16 protein-coding genes are annotated in these 17,215 nt (G+C 65.8%); 6 read left to right on the forward strand and 10 right to left on the reverse strand.

The annotated features are described in order from the left end of the window. Positions 1-48 precede the first annotated feature (48 nt). Both leuS and IWX81_RS04275 read right to left on the reverse strand, forming a co-directional pair. On the reverse strand, positions 49-2,640 hold the full coding sequence (gene leuS, locus IWX81_RS04270; protein ID WP_199279983.1) for a leucine--tRNA ligase: 2,592 nt from the start codon (positions 2,638-2,640) through the stop codon (positions 49-51). A 115-nt stretch (positions 2,641-2,755) separates the two neighbouring features. Further along, positions 2,756-4,069 (reverse strand): anthranilate synthase component I family protein, encoded by a 1,314-nt coding sequence (locus tag IWX81_RS04275; RefSeq protein WP_199279984.1) that lies wholly within the window; start codon positions 4,067-4,069, stop codon positions 2,756-2,758. An 11-nt stretch (positions 4,070-4,080) separates the two neighbouring features. On the opposite strand from IWX81_RS04275, the gene IWX81_RS04280 reads away from it, so the two are divergent. Both IWX81_RS04280 and IWX81_RS04285 read left to right on the forward strand, forming a co-directional pair. Further along, positions 4,081-4,833, forward strand: a complete 753-nt coding sequence (locus IWX81_RS04280) for an aminotransferase class IV (protein WP_199279985.1) — start codon at positions 4,081-4,083, stop codon at positions 4,831-4,833. 44 nt (positions 4,834-4,877) lie between these two features. Then, positions 4,878-5,570: a DedA family protein gene (locus IWX81_RS04285; RefSeq protein WP_442977628.1), complete on the forward strand. Its 693-nt coding sequence runs from the start codon at positions 4,878-4,880 to the stop codon at positions 5,568-5,570. 63 nt (positions 5,571-5,633) lie between these two features. Here IWX81_RS04285 and IWX81_RS04290 read toward each other — a convergent pair whose 3' ends face one another. The 5 genes from IWX81_RS04290 to IWX81_RS04310 all read right to left on the reverse strand — a co-directional run bounded on the left by IWX81_RS04290 (position 5,634) and on the right by IWX81_RS04310 (position 9,596). Further along, positions 5,634-6,548: an ABC transporter substrate-binding protein gene (locus IWX81_RS04290; RefSeq protein ID WP_199279986.1), complete on the reverse strand. Its 915-nt coding sequence runs from the start codon at positions 6,546-6,548 to the stop codon at positions 5,634-5,636. 3 nt (positions 6,549-6,551) lie between these two features. Next, on the reverse strand, positions 6,552-7,298 hold the full coding sequence (locus IWX81_RS04295) for an ABC transporter permease (protein WP_199279987.1): 747 nt from the start codon (positions 7,296-7,298) through the stop codon (positions 6,552-6,554). Further along, positions 7,295-7,987, reverse strand: coding sequence for an ABC transporter permease (locus IWX81_RS04300; protein WP_199279988.1), 693 nt, complete (start codon positions 7,985-7,987; stop codon positions 7,295-7,297). The genes IWX81_RS04295 and IWX81_RS04300 overlap by 4 nt, the downstream gene beginning before the upstream one ends. Continuing rightward, complete coding sequence (locus tag IWX81_RS04305) at positions 7,984-8,808, reverse strand: ABC transporter ATP-binding protein (RefSeq protein WP_199279989.1); 825 nt, start codon at positions 8,806-8,808, stop codon at positions 7,984-7,986. Before IWX81_RS04305 ends, IWX81_RS04300 begins: the two co-directional genes overlap by 4 nt. A gap of 128 nt (positions 8,809-8,936) precedes the next feature. Beyond that, the gene (locus IWX81_RS04310) at positions 8,937-9,596 is read right to left on the reverse strand and encodes a TetR/AcrR family transcriptional regulator (RefSeq protein WP_334593003.1); all 660 of its coding nucleotides are present in this window, start codon (positions 9,594-9,596) and stop codon (positions 8,937-8,939) included. Between the two features lie 124 nt (positions 9,597-9,720). Between IWX81_RS04310 and IWX81_RS04315 the strand changes: the two genes are divergently transcribed. Continuing rightward, positions 9,721-10,452, forward strand: a complete 732-nt coding sequence (locus IWX81_RS04315) for an SOS response-associated peptidase (protein WP_199279991.1) — start codon at positions 9,721-9,723, stop codon at positions 10,450-10,452. Positions 10,453-10,487: 35 nt separating this feature from the next. Continuing rightward, positions 10,488-11,552, forward strand: a complete 1,065-nt coding sequence (locus IWX81_RS04320) for an App1 family protein (protein ID WP_199279992.1) — start codon at positions 10,488-10,490, stop codon at positions 11,550-11,552. Here the strand turns inward: IWX81_RS04320 and IWX81_RS04325 are convergent. Continuing rightward, positions 11,549-12,298 (reverse strand): dienelactone hydrolase family protein, encoded by a 750-nt coding sequence (locus IWX81_RS04325; protein WP_199279993.1) that lies wholly within the window; start codon positions 12,296-12,298, stop codon positions 11,549-11,551. The genes IWX81_RS04320 and IWX81_RS04325 overlap by 4 nt on opposite strands. Before the next feature lie 77 nt (positions 12,299-12,375). Here IWX81_RS04325 and IWX81_RS04330 point away from each other — a divergent pair, with 77 nt between their 5' ends. Beyond that, positions 12,376-14,184 carry a glycoside hydrolase family 15 protein gene (locus tag IWX81_RS04330; RefSeq protein ID WP_199279994.1) on the forward strand — a complete coding sequence of 603 codons (1,809 nt, stop codon included), beginning with the start codon at positions 12,376-12,378 and terminating at the stop codon, positions 14,182-14,184. A 363-nt stretch (positions 14,185-14,547) separates the two neighbouring features. Beyond that, a complete protein-coding gene (locus tag IWX81_RS04335; protein ID WP_199279995.1) occupies positions 14,548-15,498 on the forward strand; it encodes an alpha/beta fold hydrolase in 951 nt (316 codons plus the stop codon). Here the strand turns inward: IWX81_RS04335 and IWX81_RS04340 are convergent. Both IWX81_RS04340 and IWX81_RS04345 read right to left on the reverse strand, forming a co-directional pair. Continuing rightward, a complete protein-coding gene (locus IWX81_RS04340; RefSeq protein ID WP_199279996.1) occupies positions 15,488-16,693 on the reverse strand; it encodes a glycoside hydrolase family 3 N-terminal domain-containing protein in 1,206 nt (401 codons plus the stop codon). The two genes, IWX81_RS04335 and IWX81_RS04340, sit on opposite strands and share 11 nt — an antisense overlap. 8 nt (positions 16,694-16,701) lie before the next feature. Beyond that, positions 16,702-17,199 (reverse strand): hypothetical protein, encoded by a 498-nt coding sequence (locus IWX81_RS04345; RefSeq protein WP_199279997.1) that lies wholly within the window; start codon positions 17,197-17,199, stop codon positions 16,702-16,704. Positions 17,200-17,215 lie beyond the last annotated feature (16 nt).

The following is a 17,215-nucleotide window of genomic DNA, read 5'->3' on the forward strand; positions in this document are numbered from 1 at the left end:
GCTACGTGGACCTCGACCCGTCTCTGACCTCCTGCGACGCCTGGTGGACTACGCGGGCTTCGTCGCGATGTTGACGAGTCGAGGGGCTCGGACAATCACGTTGACGATCTCCCTGCCAGCGGTGGCCCGAGCGACGGCACCGGATGCCCGTGCCAGCGCTTCGAGGTCGTCGCTCGAGATCTTCGGCGCCACCTCGATGCGGTCGCGCACCTTGCCGTCGACCTGCACGATGGCGGTGACGGACTCCTCGACCAGGAGCGTCGGATCCGCTTTGCGCCAGCCCGCTAGAGCCACCGTCGGCTGGTAACCGAGCCGCTCCCACATCTCTTCCGCGGTGAACGGAGCGAACATACTGAGCGCGATCGTGATGACCTCGACGGCTTCACGCACGGCGGCATCGCCTCCGCCGGCGCCGGAGTCGATGACCTTGCGGGTGGCGTTGGTGAGTTCCATCATGCGGGCGACGAGCACATTGAACTTGAGGGTCTCGGCGAGGGCAGGCCCATCCGCGAGGAAGCGGTGGGTCTGGCGGCGCAGCGCCACATCCCCGGTCTTCCACTCGATCTCGGGAACGCTCGTGACGTCGATGGCGAGCCTGAACGCGCGGGCGAGGAATTTCGCCGACGCGGCGGGCGAGACATCCTCCCAGTTGATGTTGTCTTCCGGCGGCCCGGCGAAGGCGAGCGTCAGGCGCAGTGCGTCTGCACCATGCTTATCGACCTCGGCGGTGAACGTCGTACCTTTCGGGCTGCGCTTGGACATCTTTTTGCCCTCAGAGAGCACCATGCCCTGGTTCAGCAGCGCGCTGAACGGCTCGGTGAAGCTCACGTACCCGAGGTCGAAGAGCACCTTGGTAATGAAGCGCGCATACAGCAGGTGCAGGATGGCGTGCTCGACCCCTCCGACGTACTGGTCGACCGGAGCCCACTTCTCAGCCTCAGCGACGTCGAAGGCTTTATCGAGATCGTTCGGCGACAGGAAGCGCAGGAAGTACCAGGAGCTGTCGACGAAGGTGTCCATCGTGTCGGCATCGCGCAGCGCCGGGCGTCCATCGCGCGGGTCCGCGACGGTGATCCAGTCGGTCGCGGCGGCCAGCGGCGACTGCCCCTTCGGCTTGAGGTCGAGACCATCAGTCGGGGGAAGCACGACGGGCAGCTGGTCGAACGGAACGGTCATGAGCTCGCCGTCATCACCGTGGATGATCGGGATGGGCGTGCCCCAGAAGCGCTGGCGCGAGATCAGCCAGTCACGCAGCCGGTAGGTCTTGGCTGCGCGACCCGTGCCAGCGGTCTCCAGCTGCTCGATGACCTTCTTGATGGCGTTGTTCTTGCTGAGCCCGTCGAGCGGGCCCGAGTTGATCATGCGACCGTCGCCGATGAGGGCCTTGCCTGTGTTCTTCGGGTCGAGCGGAGGCAGGTCATCCGGCAGGATCGCCATGCCGTTCTCGTCGAGTTCGAGCACCGGGATCGCTCCGGTCATCGGCGCGTTGACGTCGAGCACGACGCGCACGGGCAGGTCGAACGTGATGGCGAAGTCGAGGTCGCGCTGGTCGTGGGCCGGCACCGACATCACGGCGCCATGGCCGTAGTCCGCGAGGACGTAATCCGAGGTCCAGATCGGGATGCGCTCACCGGTCACCGGGTTGATCGCGAATCGCTCGAGCGGGATGCCCGTCTTCTCCCGGTTGGCGTCCTGGCGTTCGATCTCGGTGTTCTTCTGGGCCGAGGCGAGGTAGCCCGCGAAGGCCTCCTGTACCGCCGGGGTGGATCCCGCGACGAGTTCTGCCGCCAGGTCGGAGTCGGGGGCGACGACCATGAACGTGACGCCGTAGAGCGTGTCGGGTCGGGTCGTGAAGACGGTGAGCTTTCCGTCCCTGCCCTCGATCTCGAAGTCGACGTCGGCACCGATGGATCGACCGATCCAGTTGCGTTGCATCGACAGCACCTTGGCCGGCCACGAACCCTCGAGCTGGTTCAGGTCGTCGAGCAGCCGGTCGGCGTACTCGGTGATGCGGAAGTACCACTGGGTGAGCTTCTTTTTGACGACCATCGCCCCTGAACGCTCAGAGGTGCCATCCGGCAGCACCTGCTCATTGGCTAGCACGGTCTGGTCTTTCGGGTCCCAGTTGACCCAGCTCTCCTTGCGGTAGGCGAGACCCCTCTCGTACAGCTTGAGGAACAGCCACTGGTTCCATTTGTAGTACTCGGGGTCGCTCGTATGCAGCACACGGCTCCAGTCGAACGAGACGCCATAGCGGCGCATGCTCGCCTTCTGCTGCGCGATGTTGTCATAGGTCCAGCCGACGGGATCGATGCCGCGTTCGATCGCGGCGTTTTCGGCCGGGAGCCCGAATGAGTCCCAACCGATGGGGTGCAGCACGTTGAATCCGCGCTGGCGCCAGTAGCGTGCGGCGATATCGCCGAAGGCGTACGCCTCGGCGTGACCCATGTGGAGGTCGCCCGAGGGGTAGGGGAACATGTCGAGGATGTACTTGCGCGGGCGCTTGTCGGCGGGGTCGTCGGTCGCGAACGGCTTCAGCTCGTCCCAGATCGGCTGCCACTTCGCCTGGATCGCCGCGATGTCGTAGCCGTGGGTGTCGTCACGCTCGTCGCGGTGGTCTGGATCACGGGGCTCGGTCACTTGGTTCTCACTTCAGGTTGGGGCTGGTGACGATCGCCGTTGATCGCGGACGGTCGCGGCAGCGCGAACGACCCCGTCAAGGCTACCGGTTACGCGTGCGGTCCTCTCGTTCTCGTCAGGGAGTGACCACTCCGAGGGCTGCGAGCAGCGCCGCCGCCTTCAGTTTCGTCTCGGCGAGCTCCTCCGCGGGCACAGACAGCGCGGTGATTCCGCCGCCGGTCCCGATGGTCGCGCCATCCTGGTCGATGATGATCGACCGGATGACCATGGCGAGGTCGACCGTGCCGTCGAAGCCGAGGTAGCCGAAGGCCCCGGAGTAGATCCCCCGGGGTCTCTGCTCGAGCCGATCGAGGATCGTGGTCGCCGACAGCTTGGGCGCGCCTGTCATGGACCCGGCGGGGAAGCACGCTGCGATCGCATCGACGCCGGTGAGGCCATCCTCGAGCTCTCCGCGCACTGTGCTCACCAACTGGTGCACCTGGGCGTAACTCTCGACGGCGAGCAGGCCGGTCACGCCGACCGTGCCCGGCTTCGACACCCTCCCGATGTCGTTACGCATCAGGTCGACGATCATCACGTTCTCCGCGCGTTCCTTCACGCTGGCCTCGAGCTCGCGCCTGAGTCGCCAGTCCCCCGCCTCGGTGCTCCCCCTGGGACGGGTTCCCTTGATGGGACTCGTCGTCACGACGCCATCCGGGCTCACCGCCAGGAACTGTTCAGGGCTCGCGCTGAGCAGCGAGATGCCGCCGGCCTGCAGCAGAGCGCCGTGGTGGGTGGGGCTCGACTCCCGCAGCGCGAGGTAGGTTGCGAACGGGTCGGGGCTGCCATCGACGCGAACCTCGGTCGTGAGGCACAGCAGGTAGGCGTCACCCTCCACGATCGCGTGCTGGCACCGCGCGATCAGCTCCAGATACTCATCGTCCGGATACGCCCAGGCCGGTTCGCCCAGGGCGCCCGGCGCAGGCAGAGGCTGAGCATCCTGCGAGAGTGCGACCAGCACCTCGGCACGCCAGGCTTCGGCGTCGTCGAGGGCCATGGCCGTGACCACCCCCGTCGAGTGGTCGAAGGCGAGCGCGCGCTCGATCCTCAGCCATGTGGCATCCGGATACCGCGACTCTCGCTGCACCGGCAACGACATGGTCTCCCCGCGCAGTTCGTACCCCAGCCAGCCGACCCAGCCCAGGGAGAATCCGGGTGGGGCATCCGACGCGTCCACCTGCTCCGCCGCCAGTGATTCACGCAGCCAGTCCAGCACCGGTCGGTCGAAGCCCGACACGACCTCTGAGGCGAGACCGAGGTAGCTCATGCCGGTGGTGGCACCGGGGCCGCTGTCGAGCCAGAATGCGGCATCCGCGTTACCGCAGATGGCGCGGAAGGCGACAGCGGGATCGACCCAGCGACCAAGGGGAGCACACAGCACGCGGGGCATACCCTAAGACTATGAGTGTCACGTCGATCTCCCGGTGGCATGAGGACGCCCTCGTGCCGCTCGAGTACTGCGACATGATCGACACGTCGATGGTGGCCGCGGACTCCTGGTTCGTCAGTGACGGTCGCGCGCTCGCGATCGGGCTGCACCGCGAACGATTCCTGGAGAACGCACCTGAGGCCGAGTCGTTCTGGGATGCCTCGATCGCCGCCATTCCGTCGCAGGGCGACTGGTTTCCCCGGGTCGAGAAGCACGCGAATGGACGGCTGCTGTTCAGGCTGCGTACCGCCCCGGAACGCCAGCGCGCCGCCGTGCTCGCCACCTGGACGGGCCCGGATCCGCGCACCCGGCCGTCCGTGAAGGGCCCTGATCTCGATGCCATGCTGCGCATCCGCACCGCCGTCCAGCCGCTTGGTGCCTCAGAGGCCGTGATCCTCTCCGAGGACGGGTTCGTGGTGGAGGGCGCATATTCCGGGCTGCTGTGGTGGCGCGGCGACATCCTGTGCGGCCCTCCCGCTGACCTCGCGCGAGTGAACAGTGTGACGAGCCGGAGTGCGCTCACCCTCGCTGCTGCTCTCGGTCTCGACACGCACGAAGAAGCTGTGACCCCGGAGGAACTGGACGGCACCGAGCTCTGGGCGCTGAGCGCCCTGCACGGCATCCGCATCGCCACGGCCTGGGTCGATGGGCCGGAACTCGCAGAACAGCCGGGCCGGCTGGCGACCTGGCGGGCGCGACTAGACGCGCTGCGCAGGGAGATCTGACCGTGCTCGAGCTCGTCGCACAGGTCGCCAATCCGGTCGAATGGCTGGGCGAGCTGCTCAGTGGCGGGCTCGCGTGGATCCTGGCCATCGTGCAATCGGTGGATCCCGTGCTCCGCACCATTCTTGCCGGAGTCGGCATTCTGCTCGAGACCTCGATCTTCATCGGACTCGTGATCCCGGGGGATACGATCGTGGTCGTCGCTGCCACCGCGGTCGACGGGCCGCTGGAGTACTTCGCCCTCGCCATCACCGTGATCATCGGGGCGTTGTGTGGTGAGAGCATCGGATTCCTGCTCGGCCGCTTCTTCGGACCGAGAATCCGCGCCTCGCGCCTCGGCCGCCGGCTGGGCGAGAAGAACTGGATCCGCGCCGAGAATTACATCGACCGGCGTGGTGGTATCGCCGTGTTCATCTCACGGTTTCTTCCCGTGCTTCATGCGCTGATTCCCGTCACTGTCGGCATGAGCACCATGAGCTATCGCAAGTTCATGGCCTGGACGCTGCCGGCCTGCGTGATCTGGAGCTTCGCCTACGTCTCGGTGGGAAGTCTTGCCGCCGACAGCTTCACCGCCTCGATCGACCGCCTGCACTACGCCGGATACCTGTTCGTCGGCATCATCCTGGTCTTCTCGATCGTCGTGCTCGTCGCCAAGAAGCTCATCGAACGCAGGGAAGCGCGACACATGAGCCGCCGCGGCGACGGTGACGCGAACACCATCGAGAGCAGCGACACCTAACGCCGAGACCCTAACGACAAAGAGGGCGGATGCCGCAGCATCCGCCCCCTTCCGAACTCGGTACTACGACAGCAGGTCGTTGTCCGTCAGCCACTTGGTGGCGATGTCGGCCGGCGACTGCTGGTCGACCGTGGATTCCACGTTCAGGGCGACAAGGCCCTTTGCCGTCAGCTTGGCCTGGACGGCGTTGATGACGTCAGCGATCTCGTCGGCGATGTCGGCGTTCACGAGCGGAACGACGTTCGACGCGAGGAACAGTCCCTCGGGGTCGTCGAGCGTGACGAGGTTCTCCGTCTGGATGCGGGGGTCCGCGCTGTAGACGTTGGCGATGTTGACAGTTCCCGCGACGAGGTCTTCGACCGTGGTGTCACCGGTGGCCGAGAACCCGACGGTCGCACCGTAGGTGGCGAGCAGCCCGGCGGGGCCGTATGGGCGCTCCTCGAGCTCGGCGTTGCCGCCGAGGGTGAGAGGCGTGGTCACGTTCGCTAGGTCGGCGAGGCTCTCCAGGTTGTTGTCTTCGGCGAACTGGGACGTGACATTGTAGGAGTCCTCGTCGGTGGCCTCGGCCTGGTCGAGCACAGTCAGGCCGTCGGGAAGCGCGTCGGCGAGGGCGGCGTAGACGTCGTCAGACGTGGTGGCCGTCGTCTCGGCGTTATAGAACTGGAGGAGGTTTCCGGTGTATTCCGGGAAGAGATCGACGTCACCGTTTTCGAGCGACGGCAGGTACGCGTCGCGCTGGCCGATGTTGAACTGGCGCTCGACCGTGAATCCGGCATCTTCGAGGGCCTGCGAGTAGATCTCGGCGATGATCTCGTTGGAGTAGTACGCCTGCGAGCCGACGGTGATCGTGCTGCTGTCGCTCGGCGCATCCGATCCGGTGTCCAGTGGATCACCCGACGCGCACCCTGACAGGGCCAATGCCGCCCCGACCGCGACTGCGCCAATGGCGAGCCGGCCCTTGTTCTTCGCTGTGAACATTTCTTATCCTTTTCCTTCTTGGAGGGGAGTTCCCACCACCGCGCGGCGTCGGGGTGACGCCGTGCGGATGTCTTGAGTGCGCCCAGCGGCAACTCCACGGGGCACGACGATGCGCTGCAGCAGCGCAAAAAGGCCGTCGAGCACGAGGGCGAGCGCGACGATGACGATCGCGGAACCGAGAATCATGTCGTAGCGGCTGAGCGGGATGCCCTGGATGATGTACGTGCCGAGGCCGCCGAGCGTGACATAGGCCGCGAGCACGACAGTCGCCACGATCTGGAGCGCACCGGCACGGATTCCCCCGATGAGCAACGGAAGGCCGAGCGGAATCTCCACCCTGGTGAGGATCTGCCATTCCGTCATTCCGACCGCCCGTGCGGCATCGATGACTCGGCGGTCAACCGCCTCGAGCCCGGAGTACGCGCCGGCGAGGATCGAAGGGATTCCCAACAGCACGAAGGCGATGGTCGCTGCCAGCGGCTTTTGAGTGACGCCCATGACGAGCACGAGCAGCAGGATGAGACCGAAGGACGGCACTGCCCTCGCCGCACCGGAGATCGCGATCGCGGCATTACGGCCCTTGCCGGTGTGGCCGATGAAGTACCCGAGCGGGACGGCAATGATCGCGGCCAGCACCACCGAAATGAAGGTGTAGTACAGATGCAGAGCAATGGCTGCCGGCAGCGGCGACGAGCCTGACAGCCTGTCAGGCGAGAAGATCCAGGCGAACGCCTCGGCGAGAAGGTTCATGCTCCGCGTCCCGCCATGGGAACAAGAGGCAGTCGCTCGAGCTTCGGCCGCACCGCCTGGGTCGGCGCCCACGGCATGAGGGCCCTGCCGACGCGTGCGAGCAGCAGATCCACCAGCAGCGCGATGACGACGACCATCACGAGGCCAGCGAGGATCTCGGGCACGATGCGGCGCTGGAGGCCGTTCGTGAAGAGATACCCGAGGCTCTGGACGCCGATCAGGATGCCGACTGTCGCGAGGCTGATCGTGCTGACGGCGGTGACCCTCAGCCCGGCGAGGATGACGGGTCCGGCGAGGGGGAACTCGACAGTCCAGAATCGACGCCATGACCCGTACCCCATGGCGGTGGCGGCCTGGCGGATCGCCGGGTCGACCGATTGCAGGGCGTCCGCGATCGACCTGGCCATGATCGCGACGGCGTAGATCGTCAGCGCGATGGTGAGGTTGAGCGGGCTTAGGAAGCTCGTTCCGAAGATCGTCGGCAGGATCGGCAGCAGCGCGAGCGACGGGATCGTATACAGCAGGCCCGCCAGTGTCAGCAGCAGGCCCCGGGTGAGCTTGAAGCGATACGCGAGGTAGCCGAGCGGGAGCGCGATGATGAAGCCGATGAGGATCGGCGGGATGCTCAGCCTCAGGTGCTCGAGGGTCAGCTGGGCGATCAGGTCAAGGTTGTTGGTGACCCAATTCACGCCGCCGGTCCTTCTGCCAGGACGCCCTGCGGCCTGCCCTCACTGTCGACGAGGATCGAGCCGTGCTCGGTCTGCTGGATCGTGAGCGACCGCTTGCCCTTGTCTGCGCCGATGAAGCTCGCGACGAAGTCGTTGGCCGGGTTCGCGAGGATTTCCCGCGGACTGCCGATCTGCGCAACCCTCGCACCCTTTTCGAGGATCACGACCTGGTCGCCGAGGAGGAACGCCTCATCGATGTCGTGAGTGACGAAGACCACAGTCTTGTCGAGATCCCGCTGCAACCGGATGGTCTCCTGCTGCAGTTCTGCACGCACGATCGGATCGACAGCGCCGAACGGTTCATCCATGAGCAGGATGTTGGGGTTCGCAGCAAGGCCGCGCGCCACCCCCACTCGCTGCTGCTGCCCGCCGGAGAGCTGGCTCGGGTAGCGGTTGGCGACCGACCTCTCGAGACCGACGGTGTCGAGCAGCTCCAGACCGTCCTGTCGAGCCTTCTTCCGGGGAACCCCGTTGAGCACGGGCACTGTCGCGACATTGTCGATGACCTTGAGATGGGGAAGAAGGCCCGAGTTCTGCATCACGTAACCGATGCTGCGACGCAGTGCTACGGGGTTGCTATCGAGGATGCTGTCGCCATCGATCTCGATGGAACCGGAAGTCGGGTCGACCATGCGGTTGATCATCCTCAGGAGCGTCGTCTTGCCGCTGCCGGACGAACCGACGAGCACGGTCGTCTTGCGGGATGGTATGACGAGGTTGAAGTCCTCTACAGCGACTGTCCCGTCGGGGAAGCGCTTGGACACACCACGGAACTCGATCATCAGCGGGGCTCATTCCTCGTGCGGACACGGATCGACACTTGCCAGTACATCCACTTAACCCTATGCGGGGCCGCAGACATACATCAGCGTCTAAGTATTACGAACCCTTGACAATGCGCCGTGCGGCGCTAGGTTGTCGGCTGCGCGCTGCCGAAATGTCGGGCCAGCATGCCGAACACGAGCTCCCGACCGGCGTCCAGGAAGGCCTGGTCCCCGTTCGAGTCCCGAGCGAAGGCGCGTGTCGCGAGCGCATCCGATACTTCTACGACCGTCTCGAACGTGAAGCGCACGTCGGGGCCGTCGGCGAGCCCGAACCGCGAGAGCATGTTGTCGAGCAGTCGATTCGCGACGATCGAATTGAACGTGGCCTCCTGCGGGGCCGGGCGCATGTCGAGAACGTCACCGAATCGAAGGCCGCGGAACGACGGCTCCGACCTGTACGCCTCGGTGAAGACGCCGAACGCTGAGGCGAACGCATCGGCCCAGTTGGTGTGACGCTCATCAAGGATCTCGTCGCTCACCCTCGTCAGAACACGATTGAGATTGCGGGTGGACAGCGCCTGCAACACCGCTATGCGGTCCGGAAAGTAGCGGTAGACGGTGCCGATGGATGCACCAGCCCGCTCCGCGACCATGGCTGTGGTCATCCGTTCGAAGCCGATCTCGTCGACAACAGCCGCGGCGGCATCGAGCAACGCGGTCAGGCGCGCGGTGCTGCGGGCCTGGACCGGCTCGTTGCGCAATGAAGCGACCGGATCACTCGGGATCGGGATCTCTTGAAGTGCCACAGTGTGCCTCGTTTCTTCTGTCCAAACATTACTGCGCGCCCCACCTCGCTTCTCGGTTATACAGCAAGTTTCGCGCGAGGGCGCAATCCCCACGCGGGAGATCGTCCGCTGGCACAATGGGAGCATGTGTGGAAGATTCGTCGTTGCCGGTGCGACAGCCGACCTGGTCGAGATGTTCGACATCGATCTGGTGGCTCCCGGCCTTCCCGGCCCCTCGTTCAATGTCGCCCCGACAGACCGCGTCAGTATCATTCTCGACACGATCGGCAAGGATGCCGCCGAGGACGATGAACCGGTGCGGAGGATCGAAGCCGCGCGCTGGGGGCTCGTGCCGGTCTGGTCGAAAGACCCGAAATCGGGAGCCAGTGCGATCAACGCGCGCATCGAGACCGCTGCGGAGAAATCGACGTTCGCGACGGCGGTGAAGAAGCGCCGCGCCATCATCCCCGCGACCGGCTATTACGAGTGGACGGTGACGGACGGCGTCAAACGCCCGCACTTCATCCACATGCCCGACGGCCAGCCGATGGTGTTCGCTGCGCTGTACGAATGGTGGCGCAACCCCGCAGAGGCAGACGACTCTGCCGATAAATGGCTGTTGTCGACCTCGATTCTGACCCGCGATTCGACCGGCGCGCTTGCCGGCATCCACGACAGGATGCCGGTGTTCCTCTCCCCCGGGTTGCTCGACGAGTGGCTCGATCCGCACACAGAGGGCAGCACCGAGCTACTCGACGAGATCTCGGCCGGCGGCGTGGAGGTCGCCGAGTACACCGAATTCCACGAGGTAGACAGTGGCGTCGGCAATGTCCGGAGCTCTGGACCGTCCCTGATCGAGCCCGTCGGCTCCGCCTGAGAGCTGGCAGGCCCGGTCGCCCGTAGGCTTGAGCAATGGTAACCGACGCGACGACAGCAGGGTCGGAGCCTTCCGAGCGACTGTCCCACAGGGCAGCGCGCATCGAGGACAGCTTCCATCGCTGGCGCGAACGACGGGGCCGCAAGCGCGGACTCGTCACGACGATCGTGCCCTATGCCGGGTATGGCACGACAACCTGGGCGCGGGTTCTCTGTCGTGTCGTGCTGGCCCAACCGACCGAAGCTCCCACCCAACGTGCCGATAAAGTCCGGGGCTGGCGCAGCTTTTTCAGCATCCCCGTCGAGGACGTGGATGTCACGGTGACGGTCGGAGGGATCGAACATCGAGTGCGGCCCACCCGAGGCGGCATCGTCGACGTGAGACTGGACGCCCCGCTCGATCTCGGATGGCAGGAGGTGACCATCGGAGCCGCCGACACGGAGTCCGTGACGGCACCGATCTTCGCGCTCGACCCCGGCGCTGGTTTCGGGATCATCTCCGATATCGATGACACGGTGATGGTCACGGCCCTGCCGCGACCGCTCCTCGCAGCATGGAACACTTTCGTGCTGGATGAGCACGCGCGAACCCCCGTCGCCGGAATGGCCGTGCTCTACGAGCGCCTCACCCGTGCTGCACCGACTCCGCCGGTCATTTATCTCTCGACCGGCGCATGGAACGTGGCGCCCACCCTGACCAGGTTCCTCGGCAGGAATCTCTACCCCGCGGGTCCGCTGCTGCTGACCGACTGGGGGCCGACCCACGACCGCTGGTTCCGCAGCGGTCAGGAACACAAACGCTCCAGTCTCGCGCGGCTGGCCGATGAGTTTCCCGACATGAAGTGGCTGCTCATCGGCGACGACGGGCAGCACGACGAATCGCTCTACGGCGAGTTCGCCGCAGCTCATCCAGAGAACGTCGCCGGGATCGCCATCAGGCAGCTCTCGAACGGCGAGGCGGTGCTGGCCGGTGGTCGGAGCACGGCGGCCGAGCGCGAACGCACCTCGAACGTGCGGTGGTTCTACGGGCAGAACGGCGCTGAGCTCGCAGCCGAATTATCCGCTGCCGGCCTGTTGGTGGATGAGCCGACCCGGCCCTAGAGCTTCGGTGGCTGAAGGTGCTCGCGGAAGAACGCGTCCACCCGCTGCCAGGCGTCGGCCGCGGCATCCGGATTCGGCCCCATCTTCATCACTCTGGCGAGCGGCCTGAACCACACGGGACCCGCCGGACCCTCGTTCATGAAGGCGTGGCCGGTATTCGGGTACTCCTTGACGTCGTGCACGATGTTCTGGCGCGTGAGCGACTTCTCGAGGGTCGCGGCGGCCCCCTTGAGGCTCGAGTCAGTGGCGCCATAGCTCCCGATGACCGGGCAGGCCTGCCCCAGTGCGTCATCCGGATCCTGCGGGAGCATGCCGTAGTTGCTCGCGGCAGCATCGAAACCCGACGCTGCCGTCATGAGCGCGAATCCGCCACCCATGCAGAATCCGATCACACCCACGGCGCCGTTGGCTTCCGGTCGCGCGAGGACCCACTGCCGCGCTGCCTCGATATCGAGGTAGGCCCGCCCGGTTCCGCTGCGCATGGCTTTCATGGTCGCGACGAGACATCGGCGTGCGCCGCCGTCGCTGTAGAGGTCCGGCATGACCGCCAGGTAGCCGAGCGATGCGAGATGCTCAACCTGCTTGCGCATCTGCTCTTCGATCCCGAACACCTCGTGCACGATCACCACAGCGGGCCACGGACCGCTCCCTGCCGGAATACCGAGAAGCCCACGCAGCACAGGGCTCGCACCATCCGGCTTCTGGTCGATGACGATCTCGGTGAGGGCGACTGCGGTGTTGGCCATAACAGAGTCAAACACAGGTCCAGATCGATCTGAGCACCGCCGGGCTCCGCACGATTCAGGACTGTCATGATGGATGAATGCCCCTGAACATCGAGGAATACGCCGTCATCGGCGATACCCATACTGCCGCGCTCGTCGGCAGCGACGGCAGCATCGACTGGTTGTGCCTTCCCAGGTTCGATTCCGCGTCGATGTTCGGTGCACTACTGGGCGATGAGAATCACGGTCGCTGGCTGCTCGCGCCCGAAGCGTCAGTACACGGCCATCATGGCGTCACGTCCACGCGAAGCTATATCCCGAACACCTTCACCCTTGTCACGCGGTGGGTGACCCCCACAGGAGAAGTCGAGGTCACCGACGTCATGCCCGTCGGAGACCGGCGGGCAGACATCGTCAGGCGTGTCCGCGGGATCACGGGGACCGTCGTCATGCACGTCGATCTCAGATTCAGGTTCGACTACGCCAATGCCATGCCGTGGATCCGGCAGATGCCCGGAAAAGGCCACCATGAGCTCATCGCGGTCGCCGGGCCGGATGCGGTGGTCGTGCGCGGACCCAGGCTGCACGCAGAAGATCACAACCACACTGCCGAGTTCACCGTCAGCGCGGGAGAGACGGTCGACCAGACCATGGCGTGGTACTCGTCGCACCGCGAACCTCCTGTGCCCATCAAAGTCACCAAGCGGATCAGGGAGACGACGAAGTGGTGGCAGCGCTGGGCGTCAGCGGGTTCCGTCTCCCCCGAATACTCCGACGTGGTGCGCAGGTCGCTGCTGGTGTTGCGAGCACTCACGCACGAAGACACCGGCGGCATCGTGGCTGCAGCTACGACGAGCCTCCCCGAGGATTTCGGGGGATCCCGCAACTGGGATTACCGTTTCGTGTGGCTCAGGGACGCATCCCTGACCCTCCATGTCCTGCTCGATCACGGATTCGTCGGTGAGGCCGATTCCTGGCGCAACTGGTTGTTGCGTGCGATCGCAGGGGACCCCGCAGACGTGCAGATCATGTACGGGCTCGCGGGCGAGCGACGGCTCGAGGAATGGGACGTCCCGAGCCTTCCCGGTTACCAGGGCGCCAGCCCGGTGAGGGTGGGAAACGCGGCGTACACCCAGTACCAGGGTGACGTCTTCGGTGAGGTGATGATCGCGTTGCGCGCCGCACGGCAACGGGGCACCGAGGAGCCCGATTTCTCCTGGCCCGTCCAGAGGGCTCTCATGAGCTTCGTCGAAGAGAACTGGCAGCGACCCGATCGCGGCATCTGGGAGATCCGGGGACCGGAGCGCCACTTCACCCACTCGAAGGTGATGCTGTGGGCCGCGCTGGATTGCGCAATCTCTGCCGTGCGAGACTTCGGGCTCGCAGGGCCGGTCGAACGCTGGGAGAAACTCCGCGAGCAGCTCCGCGACGAGATCGAGGCGAAGGGATTCGACCAGAAGCGCAATACCTACACCCAGTACTACGGCAGCGATGGGGTGGATGCCTCGTTGCTGCAGCTCTCCCACGTCGGCTATATCGCTGCCGATGATCCCCGCATGCTCGGCACCGTGGCAGCGATCGAAGCCGAACTGCTCGAGGGGGGATTGCTGCTCAGGTACCGCAGCGAGTCAGGAGTCGACGGACTGCCGGCCGGCGAGAATCCGTTCCTCGCGTGTTCGTTCTGGCTGGTCGAGCAGTATGCGATGTCGGAACGACTGGATGATGCCAGGGAGCTCATGGACCGGCTTGTCGGCTATGCCAACGATGTCGGCCTGTTGAGCGAGGAATACGACGTCGGAAACTCCCGTCAGGCCGGGAATACGCCGCAGGCTCTGACCCACCTGACACTCGTGCGGGCGGCTGACGCGATCTCCACGGCAGTGACCCGGTCGACAGGGTTGAACTAAACTCAAACATTGACTTGACGCCGGCGGAGCGCGCTGCTACTTTTTGAGAGCTGGCCGGTGTCCTCCTAACGGGGGACATCGGTGCTTCAGGTCCGCACCCGACGGACCTGGTTCCTCCCCCGACGGAACGCAGCAATTGTTCACCCCGAACTCGGCCGCGTGTGCGACCGACGCTCTGCTGAGCCGCTTCACGGCGGGACTCAGTGCGGTGACAGCGCTAGTGATCCTCGTCGACGAGATAGCACCTGGTGGGTCGCCTACCCGCCCGCCATGTGCCTCCGCCGACGAGGATCAGCGCTGAACGGGGATCAGTCGGGCCGCCGGCAGACCCATCACCCGGAGCTGTGGTGACGAATACCTGTCATGCTTTCCAACCGCCCTACCCGCACTCGCCTGTATGCGCCCAATGGGCTCGAGGACGCGGCCCTGGGGCTCGTCAGCACGACAGTGTCGGGGTTCGCTGGCTCGACCGTCGCACACCACCTGCCCGAGCGTCGGTCGGACCGTGCGACGTTGTTCCTGCATGGCGCCGCAGGCTCGTGGAGCACCTGGACTCCCCTGATGCGTGCTGCTGCCGACTCGGGATCCGCGCTCACCGATCCCGTGTTTCTCGACCTGCCAGGGTGGGGTGAGGCAGCTCTCGACCCCCTGGCGGGCGGGCCCACCATCGACACCGTGTGCGAACTCGTGCGGGCCGCGGCCCTGAAGCTCGGCTATGCGAGCTGGGATGTGGTCGGGCACTCGATGGGTGGATTCATCGCGATGCATCTGGCCGCTCGCTGGCCCGACGAGGTGCAGTCGGTCGTCACCGTCTCGGGCACGACGTGGTCGCTCGTCGAGAGTGTCGCGCACCCCGTGCGGAATTTCTCAGTGCTACCGAACTTCATCGCCCTCTGGCGCATCATGGCCCTGCTGTCCGCGCTCGGCCCCGCGGGCCGTGCGCTCGTGAACTGGATGCAGTCCGCCCGATTGCTTCGCCCCGCGGTTGTTCCACTGTTTCGACACCCGTTCCGCATCAGCGCCAGCGTCGTCGATGCGCTGGCCCGCGAGATCCGTCCGCCGTCGTTCCTGGCCGCTGTCGACATCACGCGCGGCTACGACCCCGATGCGGTGTGGGCTGGCATCATCTGCCCCGTCACCGCCCTGAAGGGAGACCGGGATGCGCTCGTGCGGGACTCCGACCTCGAGCGGCTCCGGGGGCTGCTCCCGGCATCCCGAACCGTGGTCGTCGCCGATTGTGGTCACTTCGCGAATATCGAGCGACCGGATGCCGTGCTCGACGCGATGCAGCTCGTCGGCGCCCTCAGTCGATAACCGCGAGGCACTCGTCGAAGCAGTGCACGAACCTGCCCGTCTCCCCCGAGATCGTGCGTCGGGCCACCAGCAGCGCATGAGCGGCGTCGTCGATCGTCGCCATCGGTATGGTCCCGGCCTCGACGGCAGCGTGCACGGCCGCGACGACGGCGGCGATGTCGACCTGCTGCACGTACAACAGCATCGTGTTCCCCGCGGCGATGGCGAGCACCGCGTTCTGGCCCTGTGACAGGTATTCGGGCCTGCCCGAATTCTCGAGCATGTTCATATCGTCGGTGATGGTGATGCCATCGAAACCGAGTTCGTCGCTCAGGATCTCGTGCCAGCGCGCTGAGAGGGTCGCCGGAACCGGGTCGACGGCATCGAACTGGAGGCGCCCGAACATGACGAGCTCAGCGCCGGCGTCGATCCCCGCTTCGAACGGGGGCGCGTGGTCCGCACGCCACTGCGGAAGAGTCAGCGCCGTCTGCGGCACACTCGAGTGCGAATCGCCGGGGGCCGCACCGTGGCCGGGGAAATGCTTGAGCGTCGAGAGCACCTCGCCACGCTCACCGGCGACCGCCGCCGCAACCCTGGCCGCGGCATCCTGCGCCGTCGACCCCAGCGAACGGTCGTAGAGGAACGACGATGCATCGGGGACGACGTCGGCGACGATCCCGAAATTGACGGTGATTCCCGCCGACTCGAGCAGCGACCCGCGCTGTGTGAATGCGCTGTCGGCAGCCGTCGCTGGGAGGTTCCGTAGCTGGAGGGCAGAGGGCAACTCGTCGGACGGGATGCGACGCACGACCCCGCCCTCCTGGTCTGTCGCAACGAGCACGGGCAGCCCCGCCTCCCCGGCCATCGTTCCCGTCATGGCCCGCAGTTCATCGACACTGCCTGGAATATTGTCGCCCATGAGGATCAGCCCGCCGAGACCGTTTTCCGAGGCGTATCGGCCCAGTGCCTCCGCGTCGAGACCGGGCTGGTGGGCCATGATCATCGAGCGGATCTTCTCGTCGAGAGTCATGACGCTGAGCCGGTCGTCCGCGTAGTGCTGGACAGGGTCGACCGGGGGCGGCGTTGGCCTCGACGCGGATGGCGAGGCCGACGGTGGCGACGGGCGAGCAGCGGGCGCCGTGCAGCCAACGAGCGCTGAGGTTCCCACCAGCAGCGCGAGCGAGACCGTCGCGGTGCTCCATCGCAGGGCTGGCATCAGGTCACTCAGACTGTGACGCCGGAGCCGAGCCAGGTGAGAGAGGCGAACTGCTCGGGGGTGAGACCGTAATCCTCGGTCGAATGGGCGATGATGGCGCGAAGCTCGGGCACCGCCGTCCCCTCCCGAACGATGATGTCGACACCGGCCGGGGTGCCGAGGGTCTTCGTGAAGTGGATAGCGGCGATCGAACCGTCGTCGCTCAGGCCACCGACGCGCCAGCGGCTGGTGAACAGCTTCAGCATCCCGGTGCCACGCCAGACGAAGCCGCCGTCGGTATAGGTGTCCTTACCGAGGATGTGCCGATGAGCTCCCGAGCGCTTCCCGTGCGCCGCCACAAAGGTCACATCGTCGGAGAGCACCAGTGGGTCGCGCGAGATCAGGCCGTAGTTGAAGCGTGGCTCGCGCCGTTCCCCCGATAACCACATCGGAAAGTTCGTCGCAGCCACGATCCAGCTGCCGGGCAGCAGGTCGGCCAGGGCCTGGTCATCGAGTGGCACGTGCATCCGACCAAACTACCCT

Source organism: Salinibacterium sp. CAN_S4, assembly GCF_015752305.1.
Lineage (GTDB): Bacteria > Actinomycetota > Actinomycetes > Actinomycetales > Microbacteriaceae > Rhodoglobus.

What these genes read in the sequence shown, in the direction of transcription:
- IWX81_RS04275 (WP_199279984.1), bottom strand. Translation starts at nt 4,069, where the DNA reads ATGCCCCGCGTGCTGTGTGCTCCCCTTGGTCGCTGGGTCGATCCCGCT.
- IWX81_RS04280 (WP_199279985.1), top strand. Translation starts at nt 4,081, where the DNA reads ATGAGTGTCACGTCGATCTCCCGGTGGCATGAGGACGCCCTCGTGCCG.
- IWX81_RS04290 (WP_199279986.1), bottom strand. Translation starts at nt 6,548, where the DNA reads ATGTTCACAGCGAAGAACAAGGGCCGGCTCGCCATTGGCGCAGTCGCG.
- IWX81_RS04295 (WP_199279987.1), bottom strand. Translation starts at nt 7,298, where the DNA reads ATGAACCTTCTCGCCGAGGCGTTCGCCTGGATCTTCTCGCCTGACAGG.
- IWX81_RS04305 (WP_199279989.1), bottom strand. Translation starts at nt 8,808, where the DNA reads ATGATCGAGTTCCGTGGTGTGTCCAAGCGCTTCCCCGACGGGACAGTC.
- IWX81_RS04315 (WP_199279991.1), top strand. Translation starts at nt 9,721, where the DNA reads ATGTGTGGAAGATTCGTCGTTGCCGGTGCGACAGCCGACCTGGTCGAG.
- IWX81_RS04320 (WP_199279992.1), top strand. Translation starts at nt 10,488, where the DNA reads ATGGTAACCGACGCGACGACAGCAGGGTCGGAGCCTTCCGAGCGACTG.
- IWX81_RS04325 (WP_199279993.1), bottom strand. Translation starts at nt 12,298, where the DNA reads ATGGCCAACACCGCAGTCGCCCTCACCGAGATCGTCATCGACCAGAAG.
- IWX81_RS04330 (WP_199279994.1), top strand. Translation starts at nt 12,376, where the DNA reads ATGCCCCTGAACATCGAGGAATACGCCGTCATCGGCGATACCCATACT.
- IWX81_RS04335 (WP_199279995.1), top strand. Translation starts at nt 14,548, where the DNA reads ATGCTTTCCAACCGCCCTACCCGCACTCGCCTGTATGCGCCCAATGGG.
- IWX81_RS04340 (WP_199279996.1), bottom strand. Translation starts at nt 16,693, where the DNA reads ATGCCAGCCCTGCGATGGAGCACCGCGACGGTCTCGCTCGCGCTGCTG.
- IWX81_RS04345 (WP_199279997.1), bottom strand. Translation starts at nt 17,199, where the DNA reads ATGCACGTGCCACTCGATGACCAGGCCCTGGCCGACCTGCTGCCCGGC.